Genomic DNA, 24957 nt, shown 5'->3' with positions numbered 1-24957 from the left:
TCGGTTACATTTGCAGTTGAAAACTAACACAGATTAAATGACTTTTTGTCTAGGGGTAAAGACAGCCGACGGGCTGATAGCATTGGCCGACAGGAGAATAACTTCCGGCAGCGAGGTTTCCAGCGAAAAGAAGGTCTCCATCCACCAGGTACAGAACCATTCGCTGTTTATCATGACTGCCGGGCTGCGGTCGGTTCGTGACAAGGCCCTGACCTATTTTGAGGAAGTGCTTGAAAATGAAGACTCGGGCTTTGACAAGCTTTACCAGGCGGTCAATTCTTTTGGTCAGAAGCTGAAGAAAGTGCGGGAAGAAGACGAGGCCATTCTGCTGAAGGCCGGGCTGATGTTCAACCTGTCTGCCATTGTAGGCGGCCAGCTGGAAAAAGATAAGGAGCACAAGCTGTTCCTGCTGTACCCGGAAGGCAACTGGATAGAGGTTTCAGAAGGGTCACCTTTTATCATTATCGGAAATTCAGGGTACGGGAAACCCATCCTGTACCGGAATATCAAATACACTACACCGCTTGACGAGGTATTGAAACTGGGCTTCCTGGCGTTTGATTCGACGCGGGTAAGCGCTAACGATGTGGATTTCCCGATCGATGTGCTGCTGTACGAGAAAGACAGCTTCAATATTGTGGAGCATATGTACGAGAAGCAGGACCTGGAGCATATCTCCTACCAGTGGAATGCCCTCCTGAAAAATTCAGTGCAGAAGCTGCCGGTAGACTGGATAGATCCTTTATTAAGAAAGAGACAGGTATGATTCTGGAAGTTGAGCACAGGTTAATTTACCGGTACAGCGGGTTTGTTCACCTGAACCCGCATTATTTTTATCTTACTCCGAACCTTACGCCTTACCAGCGCCTTCTTTCGTATGAGCTGAGTGTTTTACCCCAGGCCGACAAGCTGATCAGGAACATTGACCAGGAGGGCAACATCCAGCATGTGTGCTTTGTGAATATCGATACCCGCCTGTTTGAGATAAAAACCGCATTTACTATTGAGAGTAGTAATTTTAACACCTTTGATTTCATTTTTTTTCCGTTTGAATCCGCTAATTTGCCGTTCAGGTATCCGGAGAAGCTGGGAAGGTACACCGATATTTATTTTGCGGTAAATCCGGTGAACCCGACCGTGCAGGCGCTCAGCACGCAGCTGGCAGAAGAGGCGGGATATAGTACGATTGACTTTCTGTCGGGTGTGGCAACATATATCAGTAAGAATTTTCGTTATATATCCAGGGAGCGGGGCGAGGCCATGAAGCCGGAAGAAACACTCCGCCTGGGCAGTGGTTCGTGCCGTGATTTTTCGGTATTGATGATGGCGTTGTGTAATGCGCACGGGTTGGTGGCCCGGTTTGTCAGCGGGTATCTTTTTGGCAGCGACCGGCATGAGCATGATCTTCATGCCTGGGTAGAAGTTTTTTTGCCGGGTGGGGGCTGGCGCGGATTTGATCCTACCGAAGGGCAATCGGTCAACGAAAATTACATTGCGCTGGCCAACTCGCTGGAACCTTCGGGAGTAAGCCCGGTGAGGGGCAGCTTCAGGGGTACGCCGGGGGTGGAGTCAGAATTGGAGACTTACGTTTCCATTCGGGAAAAAGTGTAAGAAGAAGATGAATTACGAAGCAGATTTTTATTTAATTTTGAACCCTTAATTTAAACTTTCGTGACATTAATTAAGTCAATATCCGGTATCAGAGGTACAATAGGTGGAAAAAGCGGAGAAGGCCTTACTCCTTTAGATGTAGTAAAGTTTACAGCGGCGTTTGCCGGGATGCTCCCGGAGAAGGCCGGGGGAAACAGGAAAGTAGTGGTAGGACGTGATGCACGGCCTTCCGGAAAGATGGTTTCTGACCTGGTGTGCGCCACTTTAAACGGTATGGGCATTGATGTGCTGGATCTGGGACTGTCTACCACCCCGACGGTAGAGATGGCTGTTCCGATGGAAAATGCTGCGGGAGGAATTATTATTACAGCCAGCCACAACCCGGTGCAATGGAATGCCCTTAAGCTGCTGAATGAAAAAGGAGAGTTTATCTCGGCCGCTGAAGGAGAACAGCTGCTGGCACGGGCCGATGGAGAAGATTTCCATTTTGTGGAAGTAAAGCAACTGGGAAAATACGAGGAGGATACCACCTACCTGGATAAGCACATCGAGGCTATCCTGGCCCTGTCATCCGTCAATACGGAGGCTATCCGTAAAGCCGGCTTTAAAATAGCGGTGGATGCCGTTAACTCTTCGGGTGGTTTTGCGGTTCCGAAATTGCTGCGGGCACTGGGCGTGGAAGTGATCAAAGAGCTGAATTGTGAGCCTAACGGGCATTTTGCCCATAACCCTGAGCCTCTTCCTGAAAACCTGAGGGAGATTTCTTCGGAAATGAAGAAGGGCGATTATGACCTGGGAATCGTGGTAGACCCGGATGTAGACCGGCTGGCCCTGATCTGTGAAGACGGTGAGCCTTTCGGTGAAGAATACACCCTGGTGGCCGTGGCAGATTACGTGTTAAGCATCAATAAGAAGCAAAAGAATACCACCGTTTCCAACCTTTCTTCTTCCATGGCCCTGAAAGATATTACCGCTCACCATGGCGGAGAGTATTTTTCTGCTGCGGTGGGTGAGGTGAATGTAGTGGAAAAAATGAAGGAAGTAAAGGCCATCATTGGCGGTGAAGGCAATGGCGGGATTATTTTCCCGGAACTTCATTACGGCCGTGATGCCCTGGTGGGCATTGCCCTGTTCCTGTCGCACCTGGCCAAATTTGATAAGCCGGTCGGTTTTCTGCGCAAGAAATACCCTTCTTACTTTATAGCGAAGAAGAAAATCGAGCTGGAAAACGGTATTGACGTAGACCTGATCCTGGAAAAAGTCCGGGGCAAGTACGCCAAGTATGAGATCGATACCCGCGACGGTGTGAAGATTTATTTCGATAAGGAATGGGTGCACCTGAGGAAATCCAACACAGAGCCCATCATCCGGATTTACGCCGAAAGCGAGTTCGAAACTACAGCCGGGAACCTGGCGGATAAGATTATCAAGGATATTAAGGAGTTAATGAAATAAATAGCTGCCGGCCTTTAGCAACCCGGCATTCGTCAGGAACAAGCCGGGTAGCTAAAGGTTACAGCTGAATTTCAGACACACTCAACAGGCAATTTTCCGGCAAGAAGAAGAGATATGACCCATCCATTGGTAAGTGTACATTTACTGACGTACAATCACGTTAAGTTTATCCGGCAGTCGATAGAGAGCGTAATTGCCCAGGAAACCACTTTCCCTTTTGAGGTCATCATTGGCGATGATTGCTCTACTGACGGCACGTCGGCTATTGTTGACGAGTATGCCGCCCGTTACCCGGAGCTGGTGCGGGTGGTACGCGGAGAAAAAAACGGCGGACCTCAGCCGAATTCGATCCGTATCCTGGAAAACTGCCGGGGGAAGTATATGGCTGCCCTGGAAGGGGATGACTACTGGATCGACCCGTATAAGCTGCAGAAGCAGGCCGACTTCATGGAGGCTAATCCTGATTTTTCCATTTGCTTTACCAATACCCGGGTAGAATTTTTTGACGGGGAAGGAGAACCGTACCTGCTGAACGGGAACCTGGAAAAGGATGTGTTTGAGCTGAAAGACCTGATCGGTGAAAAGGAGATCTGGTTTATGGGAACGGCCACGCTCTTTTATACCATGCGCTCGATCTTCCCGGTTCAGCCCTGGTTTTACAAAACCAAGAGCGGGGATATTCCCATGATCATGCTGGCTGCCCGTTACGGCGAGATCAAATTTCTGCCCGATGTTACGGCCGCCTACCGCCGTCACGCGGCCGGTGCCAGCAATACCGACCACAAAGACGATGCGGTATTCCTGGAAAACCGCATTATGATGTATACTAACCTGAACCGGGATACCGGCTACCGGTTTAATGCTCTTTTCAAACGGAACCTGGGCGGCTGGTATTACCTGCTGCTGAATTCCAGGCAGCTGAAAGACCGGTACTTCAAACGACTCAGGACGGCTTTTACCTATATATCTCTTATGTATCCGGATATCCCGCATCTGAAAGAGGTGATCCGCGATCACCTGGTTCCGGCATGGGTGATGAAGGCTTCGAGGTGGGTGAGGTGGAAGATGGGGTGGATAAAGTAGTTCTGAGTGGTTAGTTCCGAGTGATTAGTTCTGAGTGGATAGTTTTGGGTAGTTGAATGAGGAGGAAGAGGCGCGTGGCCCCTTCCTTAACGTATCAGGCTTCTATGCCCAGGTTTTTATGGGTTTCGGAAATGGCCCGCTCGTTTTTCTCGTCCATCCAGGCCTGTCCCCGCGTTTTCCGCATAAAGTTATCAAAATAGCGCTGAATGATCACGTTATAGGCTGCCAGCGCCAGGTATTTGGGCTTTTTGGGCAGTGCCCGGAGGCTCATGGAGAAGCTGGGCGTCAGGTATTTCATATAATGCCAGTATCCTTCGGGCATGTACAGCATTTCTCCGTGGTTCAGCTCACAGATAAGGCCTTCAGCGTATTTTAATGCCGGGAATTTGTTGAAATCCGGGTTGTCAAAGTCAATGGCCTGGTGCGAGATCAGGGCATGCGGAATCTTATACAGGAACCGGGTCTGCTCCGGGTGAAAAAGGATACACTGCTTTTTACCGTGGAAGTGAAAATGAAGGATATCCGAGTAGTCGATATCAAAGTGCATAAAGACTTTGGAGTTCTCGCCCCCGAAAAACAGCATGGGCAGCTGCTTTACCAGGTTCAGCCCGATGTCAGGCCAGCGGAAGTCTTCTTTCAGCTGGGGTACTTCTTTCATGATATTATAGAGGAAGATACGGTACGGAGTAGGTCCTTTTTCCATAATATCAAGGTATTCCGACATCTTCATGTGCAGGTTGGGCTCGTTCACCTTTTGCTTATGCGTAATGGGCCGGCCGTCATAGATGGGTACCATTTTATCGCCTGCTATTTCGCGGATGTAGTTCAGATGCCATTTTTCATAGGCCGGCCAGTCACCGGTAAGGCGTTCTATGACTACCGGCTTCTGCGGAATGAAGTAGTTCTTTACAAAATCTTCCTTTGTCAGGGTGGAAACCCGGTCTATGGGTTTCAGATTCAAGCTGTTCATCTCAAATTAACTTCATGGATTAAGGCCTTACGGGCACAAAAGCAAATTTGTGCAGCAATAAGTCCGGTGCAAATGTAATTTCTTATTTTGTAAGTTCATAGCCTTTGTATTTTCTTGTCCAGTCAATGGCTCCGAAGGTAGCGATAAAACAGAACACCAGGTAAAGCAGGGCATACAGCTTTATATCTTTGTTGTAATAAAGAATAGAGCTGATGATATCAATCAGCAGCCACATCCACCAGGTTTCCACTTTTTTGTTCATCATCAGGAAAGTGGTGGCAATACTGGCCACAAGTATGAAAGAGTCGATATACGGGAAAGCGCTGGGCAGGTGGAAAAGGTTGGGGAAGATTTCGTGCAGGTTGCCGGCAAAGTAGCCAAACAGCAGGGTGACCACTGCCACTACAGCCATAAAGAGCAGGTAGCTGCCGGTTGAAAGCCGGGTGATGCGAAGCTCTTTGTTTTGATTGGCCTTATCGGCCCGGGGAAATTTCCAGAGCCAGAACCCGATAATATTGGTGATGAAAAAGAAAACCTGCAGGAACATGTCGGGATAAAGCTGAGCCTGGTAAAACATGATGAAAGCCAGGCTGACGTTAAAGAGGCCTACCACCCATGACCATACGTTTTCTTTGGCGGAAAGCCATACGGCCAGCCCGCCGGTAAGTGTGGCCCAGAATTCCAGGTGGCTCATTTCATACCCGAAGACTGTAAAAAAGATGCTTTTGAGGTTAAAGAAATCAGCCACGGCTCAGTGGTTTTTGTTTATAAAGGGGTACCGTACTGCAGGGTTCGCCAAACATGAGACTTTTGACCAGGGGTCTCAGCCGCCGGGTAAGCTCTACATATACGTAAGGAGGGATCTGCTTATCGCTGCAGCCTTTTACCACCACGCGAACATCGCGGTATTGTTCCAGGTCAAGGGTGTTGAGCACCTGATCAAAGAGCTTTTTCTCCAGGTCTTCCGCATTACCGAAAATCACGGTGTTGGCGTAAGGCTCGAGGTAAACCGTCAACAGCATATAGGCCCATAGCGGCACAATGGCCTCTTCGCTGCAGGTAATGGCTACATGCTTACCGGTATACTGCGACCAGTCGTGTTCTTTCAAAAAAGCGCGGAAGTCCTTTTCTTTGAGAATAAGCCCCATAAAGAGATTATCTTTTATATCGTATATGACCCGTTCTCCGGCGGGGTAATGCTCTTCCAGGTCAAGCGTAACAAGCCCGCTCAGCGCTACTTTATTGATAATTTGATCTTCCACGGTCAGTCTTTTGATGTATAACAAAAACGGGGCACTGAAGGTTTACATCGGGATTACGGTTTTTACGGAACCGGCCAGCCTGATGTGCAGCAAACGGATAAATACACGATAAAAGATATATGCCTGCTGGATGATGATCATCAGGATCATCTTCAGGGGAGTGGTCATGCCGATGAGGTGGTCAGGCAGGAGATAGAGGCCCCGGCCTGCCAGCCCGGCCGCCAGCACATACAGGAAAAACAGCAGAGGGCGACGGGAGCGGCTCAGCAGGCGGAAAGCTCCGGCCAAGGCCCTGAAGATACTTTTTTCCCGGCGGCTTACCAGGATGACCCGGGAGTAATCCCAGAGAAGGAAAAGGCCTGCCAGGCAGAGCAGGAAGAAAATAACGGCGGGTACGTGCAGAAGAACAGCCTCACGGTGGTCAGGCGTGGGAATGAGCTTCATCATCAGCCACGAGATGAGAACGGCGATGCATGCGGAAAGGAGGGCAAGCGAACCCAGGATCATCCCCAGCATCAGCATGCGATTCAGGAACCTGGCGCTGAAGATAAAAAAGCGGCGAACCCGGAAGCGATCGTTCATGACGGCATCAATGACCCCGCCGGAGAAGAAAATACCGGCCAATGCGGTTATACCCGCCAGGAGAAGTAGCTGCGGAATAAACGGGAGCAGGCTTTCGGAGAGTACGCGCAGGGTATCGGTAAAGATCATGAAGTCGAAATCTTTTACCAGGGCCTCCGGCGCCAGGCTGTAGCCCGTGCCTTCCTGCAGGGTGCGGTAAAAGGGAATAGCCACTATAAGTGCTGAAAGAAGCGAAAGGAGGTAATAGAAAACCACCACTTTTTTATTCTTCCAGAGCGCCTGTATCATTTTAACTTAGGGTTTTGATGGTGCCGCCGGGCATCGCGTATGTTTTTCTTTTCCAGGTTTTTGTGAAAAGCGGCCGTGAGGTCAATACCGGTCTGGTTGGCCAGGCAGATGAGCACAAACAGCACGTCGGCCAGCTCATCGCCCAGGTCTTTGTCTTTGTCAGAGGCTTTTTCCGATTGCTCGCCGTATCTCCGGGCCATAATGCGGGCCACTTCGCCTACTTCTTCCATCAGGATGGCTGTATTAGTCAGCTCATTGAAGTAACGCACCCCAACGGTCTTTATCCATTCATCAACGATTTCCTGTGCTTCCTGAATTTCCATACAATTTGTTTTTTTAGTCTAAATAGCCTGACCAATAGGTATAATCTGCAAACAAACGGCTCAGGTCTGTTTCTTTTTCCCAGATGCCATACACGGTAGAGCCGCTGCCGGTCATGGAGGCATAGAGGGCGCCGTGCGTATAGAGCGCCTGGCGAAGCTCACCGATCAGCGGATATTTTGTGATGAGGGGAGCTTCAAAGTCATTCACCAGCCGGTTTTTCCATTCTGGCAGCGGCTGCATGACCAGGTCTTTTACCGATACAGCCGGTTTACGCGGTGTGATGCCGGCATAGGCTTCAGCGGTGGAAATATGGATGCCGGGGTTGATCATAACCAGGAATTTCCCCTTCAGGCTGAGACCGGTGGTTTCAAACTGAGTACCTGTGCCGTGACAGAAGGCCGGCCGGTTATCGATAAAAAACGGGCAGTCACTGCCCAGGTTTCCTGCCAGGTTTAGGAGCTGCTCTGCGGGGAGGCCCAGGTTCAGCACGGTATTCATGAGCTTCAGGGCAAAGGCACCGTTGGAAGAGCCTCCGCCGATACCGGCACCCATGGGCAGTATTTTATGGAGATGGATCTTTACGTTGCCCTGTGCGGGAGAGAGCAGGTTCCGGGCTTTTACAACCAGGTTCTGAGCGGCTTCACCGGGTACCGGCAGCCCTGAAGTAGTAAAGGTAAAGGTTTCAGCCGGCAGCACTTCCAGGATATCGGTCCATCCCACGGGGTAAAAGACCGATTCAATGTTGTGGTAGCCGTCGGATCGCTTTTCAATGATATTCAGTCCCAGGTTGATTTTTGCGTTCGAAAAGCCCAGCATTCGGAATGTTTTTCTCAAAAATCAGGAAAGTTTTTACATTAAGCAAAATAATAACTAATTTTGTGGCCCTGTATGGAGTAAATGGTTCTTTCATACGGTATTTCCAACTTAAAAACAGCAGAACCAAATGTCACAAAAAATCAGAATTAAGCTGAAATCATTTGACCATAGCCTGGTTGACAACTCAGCAGAGAAGATCGTTAAAGCGGTTAAATCTACAGGTGCTACAGTAAGCGGTCCTATTCCGCTTCCTACCCGTATCGAGAAATTTACGGTATTGCGTTCTCCTCACGTTTCCAAAAAATCAAGAGAGCAGTTTCAATTAAGTACGTACAAAAGACTTATTGATATTTTCTCGGCCAGTCCGAAGACAGTAGACGCGCTGATGAAGCTGGAGCTTCCTGCAGGTGTTGATGTTGAAATCAAAGTGTAGTTACACGGAGATAAAGGAATCTGAAAAGAAAAGGCCGGTCAGAATTTCTGACCGGCCTTTTCTTATTTCCCGATATTGGGTTCTGTTTTGATGATTTCCAGGTTTCTCTCATCTTTTCTCCCGGGTTCTGATTTTACCAGCGCGGCCAGCCACAGGGATCTTGACCAGCGGAAGATCACCCCCGTCAGCAGGAAAGTAGCCAGAAGATAAACTACTGCAAAATACTCCCAGCCATAGTGTTCCCTGAAGAGGAAAAGATAAATAAGCAGGATAGCTACGAAAAGGGCCACGTTCAACGCATAGGAAACGAACATGGACCCGTAAAAATAACCTACTTCTTTTTCGTATTTTAAACCGCATTCCGGACAATATTTTTTCATCTGGAAAGGTTTTCTAGAAAAAGGCAGGTGGTTGGTATATACATATAAATCACCTTCAGCGCAGCGAGGACATTTCTCCTTCAGCGCTGTACTCAACTTACCCATTAGTAAAATTTTTAATGGTGCAAAGATACGGTTTTTGTACGGGGAAAGGTTTATACTTTTAGCCCGGAATGATGTAAAATTATCGTATTTTTCAGGGTTGATGGTAAAGGGTCAGCTCGTCAACGGGTTTCCGGATCAGCTTACCGATCTGCAGTCCGTAGTCGGCTGCTACTTCCCGAAGCTCAGCACCGAAATACCAGGCTATGGAGCCCACGCAGCCGGTTTCAACATTTTTCAGCTGCGGGTATTTTAAAAGGTATTTTTCGAAGAAGAGCGTGAAGCTGTTCCGGATCAGCTCACGACACCAGGGTTCGTGCCGGTTTTCCAGCAGAAAAGGACAAAACCCGGCAAAGTATTGGTTGGGACGTTCCCTGCGATAAGCATGATCGAGAATTTCGAGGCGGTCTTTACAGCCGTAGGCCGCTTCAAATTTGTTTCGCAGGCTTTCGGGCATTTCGCGGTGCAGGTAGCCCAGGATAAGCGATTTGCCCAGGTGTCCGCCTGAACCCTCATCGCCCAGCCAGAAGCCGAGGGGTGGCACCTGGAACGCAATCTCCTTGCCGTTCCAGTAACAGGTGTTGGATCCGGTGCCCAGGATGCAGGCCAGGCCTTCGGAGTCGCCGAAGAGTGCCCGGGCAGCGGCCACCACGTCTGAGTAGGTATATACCGGAACAGGATAACCCAGCGCCTGGCGTATTCCCTGTGCTATAAGCCCGCCTTTGACCGGGTCTGTGATTCCCGTACCGTAAAAATGAACTTCCCGCACGGTAAATGTTGTTTCATGAGGTAAGTGCTGCAGCAATTCTTTTTCTACTGTATCACTGTTAACAAAATAGGGGTTAAGACCTATGGTTTCAAAGGAATATACCTTTTCTCCCAGAAGTCTCCAGTCTGTTTTGGTGGAACCGCTTTCTGCCAGCAGGATCATTTGATTATACATATGTAATTTATTTATGTCTGAATACCGGATTTACACGCTTCCCAACGGAATACGGATAGCCCATAAGCAGGTCAGTGGCACCCAAGTGGTGCATTGCGGCATCATGTTTGACATAGGCAGCCGCGACGAGCTTCCGCACCAGGCGGGGTTGGCCCATTTCTGGGAGCATATGGCGTTTAAAGGAACAAAAAAACGCAAATCTTATCACATTATCAATAGCCTCGAGTCAGTAGGCGGAGAGCTGAACGCTTATACCACCAAAGAAAAGATCTGCTTTTATGCATCGGTGCTGGATGACCACTTTGTCAGGGCTGTAGATCTGCTCACCGATATTGCTTTTAACAGCACATTCCCGGAGAAGCAGCTGGAGCTGGAACGAGGGGTGATCCTGGAAGAAATGGCCATGTATCTCGACTCACCCGAAGATGCCATACAGGATGAATTTGACAACGTTGTGTTTCCGGGCCATGCGCTGGGTGTGAATATCCTGGGCACGGAAGAGAGTGTAAAGGGCTTTACCCGCGAAGATTTCAACCGTTTTATTTACGAAAATCTGGATACGGAAAGGACCGTATTATCGGTGGTAGGCAATATAGATTTCAAGCGGGCCATCCGGGTGGCAGAGAAGTTTCTTAAGGATGTACCGGCCCGGAAGAGTCCAAGGGTACGTATTCAGCCCGGCCAGTACGTGAAAAAGGAAGCCGTGGTGAAAAAAGATAATAACCAGGCCCAGGTGGCTATCGGCCGGCCCTCTTTTGCCCTGGGAAGCCCTGACCGCCTGCCTTTTTTTGCTTTGGTCAACCTGCTGGGCGGGCCGGGAATGAACAGCCGGTTCAACCTCAGCCTGCGCGAGAAGTACGGCCTGGTTTACCAGATTGAAGCCGGTCTGGTGTCTTATTCCGATACCGGGTTGTTTACCATTTTCTTTGGTACGGATGCCCGTAACCTGGAAAAGGCGTTTAAGCTGATCAGCCGGGAGCTGGAGCTGCTGAAGGCCAAACCGCTGGGGCATGTGCAGCTGAAGACACTGAAAGATCAGCTGAAAGGCCAGCTGGCCATGGCCGAAGAAAGCAAGCAGGGCTATATGCTGATGATGGCAAAAAGTATACTGGATCTGGGCTATGTGGAACCGCTGGCCGATATTTTTGCAGAAATTGATACCATACAGGCACCGCGGCTGCAGGAACTGGCACAGGAGATGTTTGATGAACGTGAGCTCAGCCGGTTAGTATACCGGTAAGCCGATTGCCGGATTAATCTCCGGGGGTATTGATACGATTGAAAAGAGCAATAAAGTCTTCTTCGCTTTTCAATTTGCTGTGCCCTGAGGTTTGTGTGAAGTCTTTTATTTCTTTCCGGAATTCAGGCAATGTTTTCTCTATATCGGACTGCGAAAGCTTTATTTTTTTGAGGCCCAGCTGCTGGGTGATCAGGTAATGGGAGGTGTTGATTACAAACGATTTTTCGGTGCTTGAAGTAGCATAATCTTTGTTTTCAACGGTGATCTTGGTCAGCTTCTTCAGGAAAAATATTTTTCCGCCTGACAGCTGCAGGTAAACGCCGTTCTGCATGATCAGCAGGGGAGAGGGCTTGTCGTTAAAGTTAACGTGAGAGATTGGTTTGACGATCTGCTTCGGTGTGCCTTCCGGGTCTTTGTAAATAACGGTATTTTTGTGGATATCCACTTTGAGCTCCAGGTCTTTCCAGGTTTCGCCTGATTTTAACACTACCGTTCCTTTTTCCCAGTCATCGTAAAGATAGGGAGAGCCTTTTATGCCGGGATATAGAGAGCCCTGCAGGGGTACGCCGCCAACCGGATCAGCAGAAATAGCGATCTGGCCTTTTACATGACCTGCCAGAAACAGGAGCAGGGTGATTTTAAACAGGATCTTCATATATAAAGCAAGAGGGTACCCCCTACGGGATACCCTCTTTATCGTTTTGTATTATAACGCTTTGTTGGTTTGTGTTTCTATAACAGGAATAGCAAATATATACCTGTTGTCTGTAGGCTGGATCACCGCGCCGGCACCAAAGGAGTTAAGCGGCTGTGCTCTTCTCAGGATATCATTGGATCTGAATCCTTCTGCAAAAAGCTCAATCCTTCTTTCAGTAAGAATAGCCTGGATAAGCCCGGCTTTATCAAGTGTTCCGAAATCGTATGTCGGATCTGAACGATGGTGAACGGCATCCAGCAAAGCTCTGGCTCTCACCAGGGAGCCCGCTTCTGCTTCTGCCTCGGCCAGGTTCAGTAACACTTCTGCATAACGGATCATAGGTACATAATCAATGTACGGAGACACGCCGCTGAATTTGGTAGAAGAAGGGTTCGCCGAAACCGATGTGGTTGCTACTGTCAGCTTGGATTTTCTTGCATCGGTAGCCGGGAACTGCGGATTGCTATAGATACCGGTTGGACCTGTATTGATAAAGTATTCCACGTTTCCTGCATTGAAATAGTAACCGATCTGGTTCTGGGTTCCGGGAGCATCGTTCACCGACATTGGGAAGCTGAAGATGTTTTCCAATGTGGTATAAGGAGCTCTGAAAACAGCAACCACATCAGCAAGCAGCTCGTGGGCTACCCGGTTGGATGACTTGAACGGAGCGGTAGCTGAAACCAGCTTGTTGGCTTCAGTGATCACGCCCTGGTAGTCTTTTTTGGCCAGCATAACCCTGGTTTTAAGTGCAATCGCCGAATTTTTGTGCGCCCGGGTAGTTCTTAGTTCGGGAGTACTGTAATTGTCCGGTAATGCAGCTTCTGCTTCGTTCAGGTCTTTCAGGATCTGGTCGTAGATCTGGGCAACGGTGCTCCGGGCCAGGTCGTTATTGTCGGAAGTGGTTTCTCCCTTAAGTCTTAACGGAAGACCCGGTGAGGCGCCGTTGTCAAGCGCGTAAGGCTTGGCAAAGAACTGAACCAGTCCGAAATAGGTTAAGGCCCGTACAAATTTGGCTTCTCCCCTGTAGTTGGTAGCCAGCTGATCGCTGACAACCCCCGGATTGGCATCCAATCCTTCCAGGAGCAGGTTGGCCATGTTGATGGTCAGATATCCCCGGGTCCAGAAGCTGGCGATATAAGTATCGGAAGGGTCCTGGTTGCCCTGGTAGGTAGTATATCCCGTTACGGTGTTGGTAGTCCGGTTAATGAATTCTTCGGCACGGATATCGTTATAAATCTGGTATCTTCCTCCGTAAAGTGAACCGTTTTTGGCCGATCCGTACAACCCGTTCACCTGCGATAATATCCGGTCAGGCGTAGCAAAAACCGTTGCATCTGAAAGGCTGGTCTCAGGTATGGCTTCCAGGAAGCTGTCTTTGCATGAGGATAAGCTGATCCCCAAAACAAGTGTTAGTATGCCTGCTCTCTTTGATATATTTTTCATATGTAATAGAATCTTAAACAATTAAAAACCAATATTTAAACCAAATGTGAATTGTCTTCCCTGAGGAATAGAGTTTCTTTCTACACCGGAAGAAAGGTTGTTGTTACCGTTGGTAGAGATTTCAGGGTCAACACCTGTGTATTTCGTGATCAGGAACGCATTGTTGACCTGTCCGTAAACCCGGAGGTTGGATATGCCTGAATTTCCGAATAGAGCGGGAAGCTTGTAGCCCAGGGTAACATTCTGTAATCTCAGGAAGTCACCTTTTTCTACGTTGGCGTCAATCAGGAATGCCGAACCGTTAGACACATTATCCCCGTAAATGGCTCTTGGGATATCGGTTACCTGTCCGGGAGTTTTCCATGAATTCAACACATCAACAGAGTTGTTCCATACCCTTTGGTCTAAAAGACCGGCTCTTGAACCGTTATAGATGTAGTTACCACCGGAGTAGGTGAAGTTCAGGGCCAGGTCAAAGTTTTTGTAGGCAAAGCTGTTGTTAAAGCCACCGTACCATGTAGGGATGGTTCCACCCAGGATCTGCAGCTGAGATGCTACAGAAGTAGTTGGGGTTCCGTCGAGGTAGGTCCAGGCATTGGCTCCGCCCAGGTGCTGATATTGTACCTGCTTTCCGTCTTTTGTAAGGAAAATTCTTCTTCCGTTTTCAGGGTTAACACCCGCTGTTTTCACACCATAGATCTGCGCAGCCGAATACCCTACCTTGGTAATGCTGGATAATTCCAGACTTGAGGTAGTTTGCAGCAGCTGGCTGTCATCGGTCACCAGTGCGGTCACCATGTTTTTGTTGGTTGAGAAGTTCAGCGTGGTATGCCATGAGAAGTTTCCTTTGCTTACCGGTGTAGCAGAGATAGACAATTCAATACCGCGGTTATACATAGAGCCTACGTTAGCCAGGATCTCGTTACCCGGAATACCTTTGGAAGGTGCCTGCTGAACCGCAAGGATCATGTTGTTGATATCCTTGTTGTAGTAGTTGGCTTCGATATTGATTTTGTCGTTAAACAAGCCCAGATCCAGACCAATGTTGGTTTGCTCACTGGTTTCCCATTTCAGGTTGCTGTTACCTGCCTGTGAGTAACGGAGCAGGGGCACGTCGCCGTAAATACCTGAGCTGAACAGGGAGAATGAACCGTAGGCGTTAGGCATGTTACCGTTACCTACTTTACCCCAGCTGGCTTTGATTCTCAGGTTGGATACGGTGTTAGCCAGCCCGGAGTTTTTAAAGAATTCTTCTTCTGATACGGTCCATCCGGCAGATGCTCCGCCAAAGTTACCCCAGCGGTTGGCGGCAGAGAGCTGCGAGTTACCGTCTCTTCTGAAGTTAGCGCTTATGAAATACTTGCCGCCAAAATTGTAGTTAAGGCTTGCCAGGTAGGCCAGGAATGAAATTTGCGATATACCGTTTCCTGCTGCGAGGTTGGTTCCGTAGTTCCCCTGGATGTTATCAAAGAAATAATCGGCCAGGGTCTGGCGGTTGATCCCCCATGAGGTAGTACGGGTTCTCTGGGCATCGCTACCCACTACCAGGTTAAGGTTATGCTTTTCGGCAAGCGTCTTGCTGTACGACAGGGTATTGATCCAGTTCCAGTTTGCTGATTTTATGTTCTGGTTATAGGCAAAGCCTTCGTATGACCAGCCGTCACCGCTATAAGGGTTCCAGAATTGGGCGTTTTCGGTATTCCGGTTATCCCAAGAGTAGGAGGTCTTGAAGTTCAGTCCTTCCATCAGCCTGATATCGGCACCCAGGTTGGTAAAGAACCGGGCTGTTTCAGACGAGTTTTTATCAAGGTCAACCAGAACGGCCGGGTTAGGGAACTGTGCAGGCAGCAGGTTATTCATTCTGCCCACCGTATTGTTTTCCAGGTTATATGAACCGTCGGCGGTGTAAGCCGGGAGGTTAGGTACCTGGGCCACGGCAATCCTTCCCAGACCGGAAGTAGCAAATGCACCTCCCGTGTAAGAACCGCTGTTAGGCGCGTTGTTCAGGGAGTTAATGTAGTTAATGTTCATATTTAACTTCAACCAGCGGGTAGCCTCATGAGAAAGGTTTAACCGGCCCGATTTCCGCTGGAAGTTGTTTGCCTTAAGGAAACCGTCCTGGTTGGTATATCCGGCAGAGAAGTAATAGGTTGTTTTCTCTGATCCTCCCTGCAGGGTGGCGTTGTAGTTTTGTGAGAAACCGGTTCTGTATACTACGTCATACCAGTCGGTATCGATCAGGTTACCGTTGGCATCGTAATTAGGCAGGAAACTCTGGTTTTTCTCATTTCTTTGAGATGCCGATACGGCATTCGGGTTGAACTGCAGCGCATTGGCTATCGCGGCATTTTTGTGATCCATGTATTGCTGCGCATTCAGCACATCCGGTAAGCGTACCGCATTGCTGACACCCGCCCATGTATCAAGGGAGAATTTGGCTTTACCGGCTTTCCCTTTTTTGGTAGTGATCAAAAGCACACCGGCGGCAGCTCTTGAACCGTAAATAGCGGCAGAAGCAGCATCTTTAAGTACGTCAATGGATTCAATATCGGCCGGGTTGATATCGCCCAGCGGGTTGTTGGCAGAGGCATTGGAGGAAACGTCTCCGGTAGAGATCGGAATACCGTCTACCACGATCAGGGGGAAGGAGCTCAGGGACAGCGAGCTAAGACCTCTTACGCGGATCACGGGAGGGTTGTTCAGGAGACCGTTCGGCTGGATAATGTTTACCCCGGAAGCCTGGCCGGTAAGGCCCTGAACAAAGCTTTGTACAGGTCTTTCTGCAATGGTGCTTCCTTTAATGGTAGAGGCCGATCCGGTAAATTCCTGGCGCTTCTGCGTACCATAACCTACTACCACCAATTGATCCAGCATAGACTCGGAAGCAGACAGGGCCAGGTTAATGATGCTTCTTGAGCCTACGGTTTCTTCCACCGGGTTAAACCCTACGAAAGTGAAAACCAGGATATCGCCTGAAGATACATTTTCAAGCCTGTATTTTCCATCCGCATTGGTCTGGGTACCCTTGGTGGAACCTTTGACCATTACTGATACACCCGGGAGTGAAGAACCATCTTCTGCAGATGTGATCTGACCGGTAACAGCTTTTGACTGGGCAAATGAGGAGCTGATTCCCCAAAGCAGTACCGATAAAAGCAAGAGTACATTTTTCTTCATAAAATTGTTATTAACGTAATAGAATGATTTCAATTCTGTAAATATAAAGACGAATATTGGGTATTTTGCAAGTTATGCAGATTAAATTTCTTTCATTAATAATGAATAGCATAACAAATTTTGTCAAAACAAGGTTTTGCAGCGTTTTGAGGCGTTTTGCGTGAATTTTTTTAATTGCTTCCGGAGGAATTTTTTGGATAAACTGCTTGCTTGGAGTGGGATAAGCAGACGTAATTTATGAAAAAAGGTGACGGATATCCGTCACCTTTTTTCATAAGACCGTGCAAAACCGCTTACCTTGGTTTGATATAGGTAAAGACTTCCTCAAACGTACGTCCACCGTTACCCTGTTTCCAGAATACAGTCATAGTTTTGGTATCCGGATCCCATTTGCTACGGGTATCCTGAGGCTCCTGCACTCCTAAGCTTGGACATTCAACCGTAACCATATTTGTGGCAGGGTCTATGTTATACAATACCTCGTTACCGTAGTAACCCAATAAGCCGGGATACAGCTTCACTTTTGTAGGGCTTACGGTCAACAACTGCACTTCAACGTCCTGATCAGGAATCAGGGAGGTATTTTCAGAGGTCTGATACCTGTAGACCCCGTCATACACATTCTTGGCAGAAATAAACGTAATCACTACATTGTTCCCGTCAGAGATCTTGGCATTGCCCGGGTCAGAGATCCTGTAGGCCATGGCATATTTATGGGCAAGATCCCACTTGGCACCGTCCAGGTTCACGGAAATCTCTTTGGCAAAGTCTCCCGGGGAATAGTTCAGCGTAATTTCATCACCTGAAATGGTAACACCGGATACGGCAGCAAAGGTGAAGATTTCCGAAGGCAACCATTCGTAGTCGGTTTCGTTCTCTTCATTGTAGGCTTCCAGGTATTCAGGAGCAGCCTTCAGCTTAACGGTAGTGGCTGTATTCAGCACAGCATTGCTCGGTACATTCCGGTGAATGTCAAAAAGAGGAATCTTTTTAACGTCTGTAAAAGCATTGTAGAACAATTCTTTCTCTGCGCCACCTGATGCTACCAGTAAAGTACTTCCCTGGTCTGTCAGCTTAACCAGGTCATCTTTAATACAAGATGTAAAGAGAAACGGGATAGCAAATAATAGGATACTATATTTTTTCATCTTAATTCCTTTAATTCGTTTTTAACTGTTTTATTCCCACCAGATTTTAGAATCCTGTGTGTAGGAACCACTTACCCTGGCCACTGCTGCATCAACGCTTTCCTTGTTGGTTGTGTATTCACCCGCAGCATACAGGTACCTGTGAGGAATCTGCTTGGATGTGCTTACGGCATCAGGAGCAGGAGTCAGCTGCGGATAACCGGTTTTTCTCCAGATATTCCAGCCCTGCAAACCATCAGGATAAGAAGCCAGGTAGCGCTGTATAGCGATATTTTTCTTATTGGCAGCAGCACCGGCAGCACCTACAGCTACCGTAGTCTGGGCAAAATACGTATTGGCAGGAGCTGCAACACCCCATTGCTCAAAGGAGAGCTCAATCCCTTTTTTGTACACTTCGCTCAGGTTCTCAGTAGTCCAGCCCAAGTCTGCAGCTTCCGCTCTTGCCAGGTAGGCCTGGGCTGCTGTAATAATGTAAACAGAACTGGCCGCACCGCGCAGGTCGCCTCTCAATACTCTTGCCCATTTGGGGTTAGAAGAAGTAAAGGCTTCTGCTTTAGACCGCTCTACTCCGTAAGGGGTACCGATATCCGAAGATTCACTGGTAGCTGCAACGCCCTGCTCTTCGGTAGCTCCACCAAAAGCAACTTGCCTTCCGTCATTGAGGCTACTGGTCAAAGACGTCATAGGAGCGCTTTGAGCAACGTCTCTCCGGCCGTTATACAGCGAAAAATACGACGAAGGGAAGTTTCCTCCGGGAAAATTCAGCTTGAAATTCTGGCTGTTGGTCGTGATAATCCCGGCCGGGTCAGTCAAAGCGGCTTTGAATTCGGCAGCTGCATAACCGTTGGCGTCCGGGTATTTGTTAGAGAGCTGCAGTGCCATGAGCATACGCATAGTGTTGGCGGTTCTTTTCCAGGCGGCCACATCCCCTCCGTAAACCAGGTCTCCGGTGATCAGGCTGCCGTCAAACAGGGCGTTGGCATCTTTCAATGCCTGGATCATCCCCTTGTAGACCTCTTCCTGCGTATCGTATTTGGGCCGGGCAACAGAAGCTCCCTGAAGAGCCTCGCTGTAAGGAATATCTCCCCAGCGATCGGTAACGGTCCAGAAGATGTACTGCTGGAGAATTTTGGCCACGGCAGACATGCTGTTGCTTTTATCCTGGATGATGATATTCTGGAGATCATACAGAGACCGGTTGTAGATCAGGCTAAAATCTGACTGGGTATTGGCATACAATGATGCGCTTGAATACTGCGTCTCTGAAAAGTACTGGCAAAAGTAACCGGGGTTGGCTAAAAAAGCATGAACACCGATCCCCGTCTGCGAATCTGCAATGGCATTGGAGAGAAGTGCCCCCACAATGGGCGTAGTCGTCGCTGCCGGGTTGTCATTCAAATCACCAAAGTCCGAGAACAGGTCACACGAAGTAAGTCCTGCGGTCATTAGTGAGGTCAATATATAATAACGAATTTTTTTCATAACATATTTCTTAATAAAGTCATTTAGTGTTTTTTAGAAACCAATTCTAAGATTAACCCCTAAGCTTCTTGTTCCGGGTAACTGTCCTCTTTCTCCATAGGTAGCGCTGATTTCTGATGGATCAAAATCCTTGGATTTTGCATAGATAAGCAGCGGGTTCCTGGATACTACAGAGATGGTAGCATTATTGAAGTATCTGGCAAGACCCAGCTTTGCTACAGGTACGGAGTAACCTATCGACAGCTCTCTCAGCTTAATGAAGGTCAGGTCATAGATGTAGTCGTCGCCAATATTATTGTCAATGGTACCCTGGAAATAATCTCTTGCTTCCACGTAGTAATCAACCGGCTTGCCTTCGGCATTCACCCCGAAAACATGTACTCCGCCACCATCGGCAACGGCATCACGAATAGGATTGCCTTTGTCGTTTACAGTAGCTGTTCTGGCTGTAAGACCACTATAAGAACCCCATTGTTGCGACAGGGAATAGAATTTACCGCCGAACTGGTAGTCAAAGTTTACGTTCACATGGAAGTTTTTCAATACGGTCAGTGAGTTTTGGAGACCTCCGGTATATCTTGGAAGCACACTTCCGAAATATTGGTTACCTTCTCTTACAAATGAACCGTCATCGTTCAGAACGGGCTGTCCGTTAATTCTTTTCATACCGTTACCGTACAACTGGCCCCACCTTTTTCCTTCGGAGTGTACCTGGTAAGGGAAACCGGTACCCCATGCAGCGCCTACGTTAGCGGTTTGGGTAACCCCGTATTCCGGGCTCAGCTCTACCACGTCGTTTTCGATCAGGTCAGCATAGTTGAAATTGGCATTCCATTTCAGGTAAGGCAGGTTCAGGATCTGGGCTTTCAGGCTAATCTCGATCCCTTTCTTCGTGATTTTACCGATGTTGGTCAATAAAGAGCTGAATCCACTGGCACTGTTAATGGTCAGGGCATATGGGAAGCCCACTTCGGTACCGTCCCAGTACGTAAAGTTGATCCCGTATTTACCTCTCAGGAATTCGAGGTCGATACCTGCTTCTTTTTGCTGGCTTACTGCCCCGTGAATGTTCGGATCTACTACCTGGTCAGGTGTGTTCATCAGGAAGTTGCTTCCCCATTTGAACTGGTTCACACTGTAGGCCATGCCCGGATAACGGTAGGCACCGAAAGTAGTTCCTGAACCCAGCGCCTGGGGAACCTCACCCCATGATGCTCTTACTTTACCCAGGCTCAGCCAGGGAAGGGCACTCTTGGTGAACTCGCTGAAAACAAATGAGGCACCAAATGATTTAGAGAGCACATCGTTGTTATCGGGCGGTAAGGTAGAGTACCAGTCGTTCCGTAAGGTTCCGTTCAGGTACAGGAAGTTCCTGTAGCCTATTGCCAGTTTTCCGAATGCAGCGTTATAGGCTTCCGAGGTTCTGGAGTTCTCCTGTGTGGCCTGGTTAACCGAGTTGGAAAGGGCAAATAAGTTAGGTACGTTTAAGCCCTGGTTGGTGTTTCCTTTGTTCTCTTTGCTTACCCATTTGAAGAAGTCTGTACCTACCATTGCATCGATATCAAAATCAGCTATTTTTTTCTTGTAGGTAGCGATGAGCTCAATGTTACGACGGTTGCTGTACGTAGTACCGGTAGAGTAGTAACCGTAGTTCCTTGAGTCGTTACCCTGGGTCTGGGTACCACTTTCGTTCAGTTCGCTACGGTATTTGTCTTCGTACCAGGTAGTATTCTGCTGTTTCCGGTAGGTAGCTCTCAGGTTGAGATCTTTGGTTACCTTATAGGTTAATGAAACATCTCCGAAAAGACGGTCTCTTACATTGGTCAGGTCAATCAGGTCGTAGTACGTATAGAAGTTATACCAGTAGTTGGCTGCATAGAAACCTCTCGGGTTGGAAGCGTCATAGGCCGTTGGGTTAGATTTGTTCCAGCTGGCATAAATACCTTCCGGAGTTCTCAAATCTCTCAGCTCTTTCATGATGCCCATGTCCAGGTCACGGTGGTACCATTGGTTAAAAGACCCCGATGACTGGTTAGAGTAATCGTCATTGATCTGTCCGTTCAATCTTCTGTTGGTATAATTGATGTTGGCCGACAGCTCCAGTTTTTTAGAGATGTCGTACGTTGAGTTCAAGTTGATCGTATTTTTAGCCAGGCTGGAACCCGGGATCAGACCGTTGGTATAGTTGTTTCCGTAGGTCAGCTTGAACAGCATTTTTTCGGTAGCGTGATTAACGGTGATGCTGTTGTTCACAATTACACCTGTTTCGAAGAAGTCTCTGGAGTTGTCTTCCTGAGGTACCAGGCTGGCGGTCTGGTAGGAACGGCTGTGGCCTCCGTACCAGGCATACCAGGGAATATACTCCTGACCTACCATCCGGGGACCCCAGCTGGCGTCATCCTGGTAATCGTGGTAGTATTTACCATCCAGTGCTTTCCATTCCACCGGATCACCTTCTTTCCAGTTGTAACGGGTCATCGGGCCCGAGCCACCGGCATAGGAGTTCTGGTAGTTAGGCATGATGTAAACGTTATCAAACTGCACTCCAAGGTTTAAGGTTACCCCAAAGCCTTCCTGTCTTTTAGCCTTTTTCATGGTAATTACAATGGCACCGGCTGCAGCCTGTGAACCGAATTGCGCTGCTGCGGCAGGCCCCTGGAGAATAGAGATCGATTCGATGTCGTCATTGTTGATATCATCCACGTTGGGCAAAATGGTACCGTCTACCACATACAGGGCGCCGGGGCCTCCGCCGCTCAGGCCTGAGATACCTCTCAGACGAACTTCTGTCTGGCGACCCAGGGCAGCAGCCGACTGGCTTCTTACCTGGATACCGGCTACTTTACCGGCAAGGGCGCTGTTGAAGTCGTTCTGACGAATAGTGTTCAGCTGGTCACTGTTAATCACCTGTGCGCTGAAAGTAGTTGATCTGGCCGATTGCTGTGTTCCATAAGCACCGGTCACTACCACCTCGGTAAGGTCGGTATTGGAAACTTCCAGGGTTACGTTAAGAACGCTCTGGTTTCCCACTGCTACTTCTTTGTCTTTGAAGCCGATAAAGGAGTAGATCAGGGTTGAATTTGAAGGTACGGTGAGCCTGTAGTTCCCGTCCTCGTTCGTGTAAGTTCCGTTGGTTGTACCTTTTACAATCACTGAGACACCCGGAAGCGGGCTGTTATCCTCAGAAGACCTTACTGTACCTGAAATTGTCCGGGTCTGCGCATAAATCGTCCCCAAACCGAACAAAATCATTCCGAAAAGTAGAAGTAGTCTTTTCTTCATAAGTTAAAAAATTATTAATTTAGTTTGATTCGGGGTCAATTTCTAATAAAAAAAATTATTATGCAAGCATATTATTAAAATACCATTAAAAAACTGTAAAAACAATAATTGGTTTGGCAATAAATTTATTCCTTAGAATAATAGTTTGTTCGGGTTGGTTTTTTGTAATAAGAATTATGGTAAAGGGTAGGTTTTGTAGAATTATTTATATTATCTTTCGGGCCACCGGGCCACCTATAGAGCTGTTTAAGTAGTGGGCTGTTTTACAGGTTCCTATCGTTTTTCTGCGGTGATTTCCGATGAAAATAAAGCGTGATAATTCAAACCCGCATAGCAGGGAGGGAATCCTGCTATGGAGCGGTGGAACGATTTTTTTATTTGAAAAGTATTACTGAGGGTTCCGTATAACCTCCACCCCGATAGACATAATGCCGGTCAGCGGATCAGGACGCATGTTGTGGCTGAGGATCCAGCGGTATTTTCCCGGCTTCGAAAATTTCATGGCCTGCAGCTTGGGCGCCTGGATACGGCAGTCAAAGATATCCCCCATGCCGTCACCGTAGGGTTTTCCTGACTTTTCATCAAAGAGAATGACCTCGTCCATAGAACCTGACAGCAGGTTGCCGCTGCTGTCTACCAGCTTCTGCTGGAGATACAGGTTGTAAAAGGGGTAGGAGATACTGTTTCTTACCAGGTAATTGAAGCGGTATGTGGGTGCGGTGTCGGTAATGGTGAATTCAAAGGTCTGCTTGTGTGCAATCAGCCACTCGTTTTTGGGGAAATCACGTATTTCTTTGAAGTCGCTGCTTTTTTTACAGGTAGCTGCAACTAAAAAGAGGAGCAGTACGCTCACAGGAGTGATAGATTTCATGATCCGCTTATGATTTAGGTTTCTCGCCGCCGCCGGGCTTTCTGAATTTCCGTCGTTTTTTATTTTTGGCTCCGGCCTCCGGTGAACCCTCCTGCTGAGGCGCGGGTGCGGCCTGGGGTTTGGCTTTTGCTTCGGGGCGGGGAGCCGGGGCTACCGCTTTGGGAGCTGCTCCGGTCTTGCTTTTCTTTTTACTTTTCTTGTATTTTTTGTCAAGCCGCTCCAGATCTGTATTGATAGAGGCGGTTTTTACCTCGGGTACATCGGCCAGCTCCATCAGGTTTTCCAGTCCTACCGGTTTTTTGCCTTCGGCATTCATTTTCTGGATGTCGGCTACCTGGCTGCAGGGAATAGGATACCAGTTGGTGTCGTCAGGGTAGCTGAACCACATGATCCGCCTGAAAATATCTGTTTTCTGAAGGGTGGCGTTTCCTTTTTCTGTTTTGAGGGGCTTGTCTACGGCGGGTATGCCCCGGATGGCATCAATATAGGTTTCCAGCTCGTAGTTCAGGCAGCATTTGAGGCGGCCGCACTGGCCCGATAGCTTGGCCGGGTTGAGCGAAAGGTTCTGGTACCGGGCGGCTGCCGTAGGAATGGCTTTGAAGTCGGTCAGCCAGGTAGAGCAGCAGAGCTCACGCCCGCACGAGCCTATGCCTCCCAAACGGCCGGCTTCCTGCCGCAGGCTGATCTGGCGCATTTCTATCCGCACCTTAAATTCGGAGGCCAGCATTTTAATAAGCTCCCGGAAATCCACGCGGTCATCGGCCGAGTAGTAGAAGGTGGCTTTGGAGTTATCCGACTGGAATTCTACTTCTGAAAGCTTAAGGTTCAGCTTGAGCTCTTTGCAGATCTCCCGGGTACGATACATGGTAGGGAGGTCACGGTTGATGGCCTGGGTATGTTTTTCCAGGTCTTTTTCCGTAGCCAGGCGGTGAATCACCCGTAGCTCGGAGGTATCGTGTATGCCTTTTTTGAGCAATTGAAGCCTGACCAGCTCGCCCTGCAGCGACACGTGGCCGATGTGATAACCCGAGGCCATTTCACACACCACAAAGTCGCCGGTGTGCAGCTCTATATCCTGCTTATTGATAAAGTATTCTTTTCTTCCCCCTTTGAACTTTATTTCTACTACTTTGTAGGTGGGCTTCCCGAAGTTCATGCCCGAGAGCCAGTCAAAGGAATTCATTTTGTTGCATCCGCCCGAAGAGCATCCACCGCTGCCGCATCCGGAAACGAGAGTACCTATACTACCACAGCTTCCTGAAGAACACTGTCCACATGCCATACCATCTATATTTATACTGTTTATCAGGCATTAATCCCGTTAAACAGGTCAGATCCGAGAATAAATAAGTCCATTGATTTCCC

General features: G+C 48.5%; 22 protein-coding genes. 6 read left to right on the top strand and 16 right to left on the bottom strand.

Going from position 1 to position 24957, the window contains the following annotated elements:
* The first annotated feature begins 37 nt into the window (after nt 1–37).
* The 4 genes from AB2U10_RS15415 (at nt 38) to AB2U10_RS15400 (ending at nt 4149) form a co-directional block, all read left to right on the top strand.
* The gene (locus tag AB2U10_RS15415; protein WP_367915741.1) at nt 38–766 is read left to right on the top strand and encodes a proteasome-type protease; all 729 of its coding nucleotides are present in this window, start codon (nt 38–40) and stop codon (nt 764–766) included.
* Nucleotides 763–1611, top strand: a complete 849-nt coding sequence (locus tag AB2U10_RS15410) for a transglutaminase family protein (RefSeq protein WP_367915742.1) — start codon at nt 763–765, stop codon at nt 1609–1611. Before AB2U10_RS15415 ends, AB2U10_RS15410 begins: the two co-directional genes overlap by 4 nt.
* A 60-nt stretch (nt 1612–1671) precedes the next feature.
* On the top strand, nt 1672–3066 hold the full coding sequence (gene glmM / locus AB2U10_RS15405; protein WP_367915743.1) for a phosphoglucosamine mutase: 1395 nt from the start codon (nt 1672–1674) through the stop codon (nt 3064–3066).
* A 114-nt stretch (nt 3067–3180) separates the two neighbouring features.
* A complete protein-coding gene (locus AB2U10_RS15400) occupies nt 3181–4149 on the top strand; it encodes a glycosyltransferase (RefSeq protein WP_367915744.1) in 969 nt (322 codons plus the stop codon).
* A 94-nt stretch (nt 4150–4243) separates the two neighbouring features.
* Here AB2U10_RS15400 and AB2U10_RS15395 read toward each other — a convergent pair whose 3' ends face one another.
* The 6 genes from AB2U10_RS15395 to ispE form a co-directional block, all read right to left on the bottom strand.
* Nucleotides 4244–5119 (bottom strand): cupin-like domain-containing protein, encoded by an 876-nt coding sequence (locus AB2U10_RS15395; protein ID WP_367915745.1) that lies wholly within the window; start codon nt 5117–5119, stop codon nt 4244–4246.
* Nucleotides 5120–5201: 82 nt separating this feature from the next.
* On the bottom strand, nt 5202–5867 hold the full coding sequence (gene pnuC, locus AB2U10_RS15390) for a nicotinamide riboside transporter PnuC (protein WP_367915746.1): 666 nt from the start codon (nt 5865–5867) through the stop codon (nt 5202–5204).
* Nucleotides 5860–6381, bottom strand: a complete 522-nt coding sequence (locus tag AB2U10_RS15385) for a DUF2480 family protein (protein ID WP_367915747.1) — start codon at nt 6379–6381, stop codon at nt 5860–5862. The genes pnuC and AB2U10_RS15385 overlap by 8 nt, the downstream gene beginning before the upstream one ends.
* A gap of 42 nt (nt 6382–6423) precedes the next feature.
* Nucleotides 6424–7251, bottom strand: a complete 828-nt coding sequence (locus AB2U10_RS15380; RefSeq protein ID WP_367915748.1) for a hypothetical protein — start codon at nt 7249–7251, stop codon at nt 6424–6426.
* Nucleotides 7248–7574, bottom strand: coding sequence for a nucleotide pyrophosphohydrolase (locus tag AB2U10_RS15375; protein WP_367915749.1), 327 nt, complete (start codon nt 7572–7574; stop codon nt 7248–7250). Before AB2U10_RS15375 ends, AB2U10_RS15380 begins: the two co-directional genes overlap by 4 nt.
* 13 nt (nt 7575–7587) lie before the next feature.
* A complete protein-coding gene (gene ispE, locus AB2U10_RS15370) occupies nt 7588–8409 on the bottom strand; it encodes a 4-(cytidine 5'-diphospho)-2-C-methyl-D-erythritol kinase (protein ID WP_367915750.1) in 822 nt (273 codons plus the stop codon).
* Between the two features lie 109 nt (nt 8410–8518).
* Here ispE and rpsJ point away from each other — a divergent pair, with 109 nt between their 5' ends.
* Nucleotides 8519–8824 carry a 30S ribosomal protein S10 gene (gene rpsJ, locus AB2U10_RS15365; protein ID WP_013410027.1) on the top strand — a complete coding sequence of 102 codons (306 nt, stop codon included), beginning with the start codon at nt 8519–8521 and terminating at the stop codon, nt 8822–8824.
* Between the two features lie 62 nt (nt 8825–8886).
* On the opposite strand, the gene AB2U10_RS15360 is transcribed toward rpsJ, so the two are convergent.
* Entirely contained in the window at nt 8887–9204 is a 318-nt protein-coding gene (locus tag AB2U10_RS15360; RefSeq protein WP_367915751.1) for a DUF983 domain-containing protein, read from the bottom strand.
* A 196-nt stretch (nt 9205–9400) separates the two neighbouring features.
* The gene (locus AB2U10_RS15355; RefSeq protein ID WP_367915752.1) at nt 9401–10249 is read right to left on the bottom strand and encodes an N-acetylglucosamine kinase; all 849 of its coding nucleotides are present in this window, start codon (nt 10247–10249) and stop codon (nt 9401–9403) included.
* A 13-nt stretch (nt 10250–10262) separates the two neighbouring features.
* Between AB2U10_RS15355 and AB2U10_RS15350 the strand changes: the two genes are divergently transcribed.
* Nucleotides 10263–11489, top strand: coding sequence for a M16 family metallopeptidase (locus tag AB2U10_RS15350; protein ID WP_367915753.1), 1227 nt, complete (start codon nt 10263–10265; stop codon nt 11487–11489).
* A 13-nt stretch (nt 11490–11502) separates the two neighbouring features.
* Here the strand turns inward: AB2U10_RS15350 and AB2U10_RS15345 are convergent, their stop codons facing one another.
* The 8 genes from AB2U10_RS15345 to AB2U10_RS15310 form a co-directional block, all read right to left on the bottom strand.
* Nucleotides 11503–12144, bottom strand: coding sequence for a hypothetical protein (locus AB2U10_RS15345; protein WP_367915754.1), 642 nt, complete (start codon nt 12142–12144; stop codon nt 11503–11505).
* Between the two features lie 51 nt (nt 12145–12195).
* A complete protein-coding gene (locus AB2U10_RS15340; protein ID WP_367915755.1) occupies nt 12196–13632 on the bottom strand; it encodes a RagB/SusD family nutrient uptake outer membrane protein in 1437 nt (478 codons plus the stop codon).
* Between the two features lie 21 nt (nt 13633–13653).
* Nucleotides 13654–16809, bottom strand: a complete 3156-nt coding sequence (locus AB2U10_RS15335) for a SusC/RagA family TonB-linked outer membrane protein (RefSeq protein WP_367915756.1) — start codon at nt 16807–16809, stop codon at nt 13654–13656.
* A gap of 293 nt (nt 16810–17102) precedes the next feature.
* Complete coding sequence (locus AB2U10_RS15330) at nt 17103–17957, bottom strand: DUF1735 domain-containing protein (protein ID WP_367915757.1); 855 nt, start codon at nt 17955–17957, stop codon at nt 17103–17105.
* A 30-nt stretch (nt 17958–17987) separates the two neighbouring features.
* Nucleotides 17988–19439, bottom strand: coding sequence for a SusD/RagB family nutrient-binding outer membrane lipoprotein (locus AB2U10_RS15325; protein ID WP_367915758.1), 1452 nt, complete (start codon nt 19437–19439; stop codon nt 17988–17990).
* Nucleotides 19440–19472: 33 nt separating this feature from the next.
* The gene (locus AB2U10_RS15320) at nt 19473–22721 is read right to left on the bottom strand and encodes a SusC/RagA family TonB-linked outer membrane protein (RefSeq protein ID WP_367915759.1); all 3249 of its coding nucleotides are present in this window, start codon (nt 22719–22721) and stop codon (nt 19473–19475) included.
* A 388-nt stretch (nt 22722–23109) separates the two neighbouring features.
* Nucleotides 23110–23592, bottom strand: a complete 483-nt coding sequence (locus tag AB2U10_RS15315) for a gliding motility lipoprotein GldH (RefSeq protein WP_367915760.1) — start codon at nt 23590–23592, stop codon at nt 23110–23112.
* Between the two features lie 7 nt (nt 23593–23599).
* Complete coding sequence (locus AB2U10_RS15310) at nt 23600–24775, bottom strand: PSP1 domain-containing protein (RefSeq protein WP_493820670.1); 1176 nt, start codon at nt 24773–24775, stop codon at nt 23600–23602.
* Nucleotides 24776–24957: the final 182 nt, after the last annotated feature.

The sequence above is a fragment of the Leadbetterella sp. DM7 genome, from assembly GCF_040829825.2.
In the GTDB taxonomy this organism is placed as follows: Bacteria; Bacteroidota; Bacteroidia; order Cytophagales; family Spirosomataceae; genus Leadbetterella.
The sequence above is the reverse complement of the archived record's forward strand: the minus strand, read 5'-3'. Positions and strand labels throughout refer to the sequence as shown.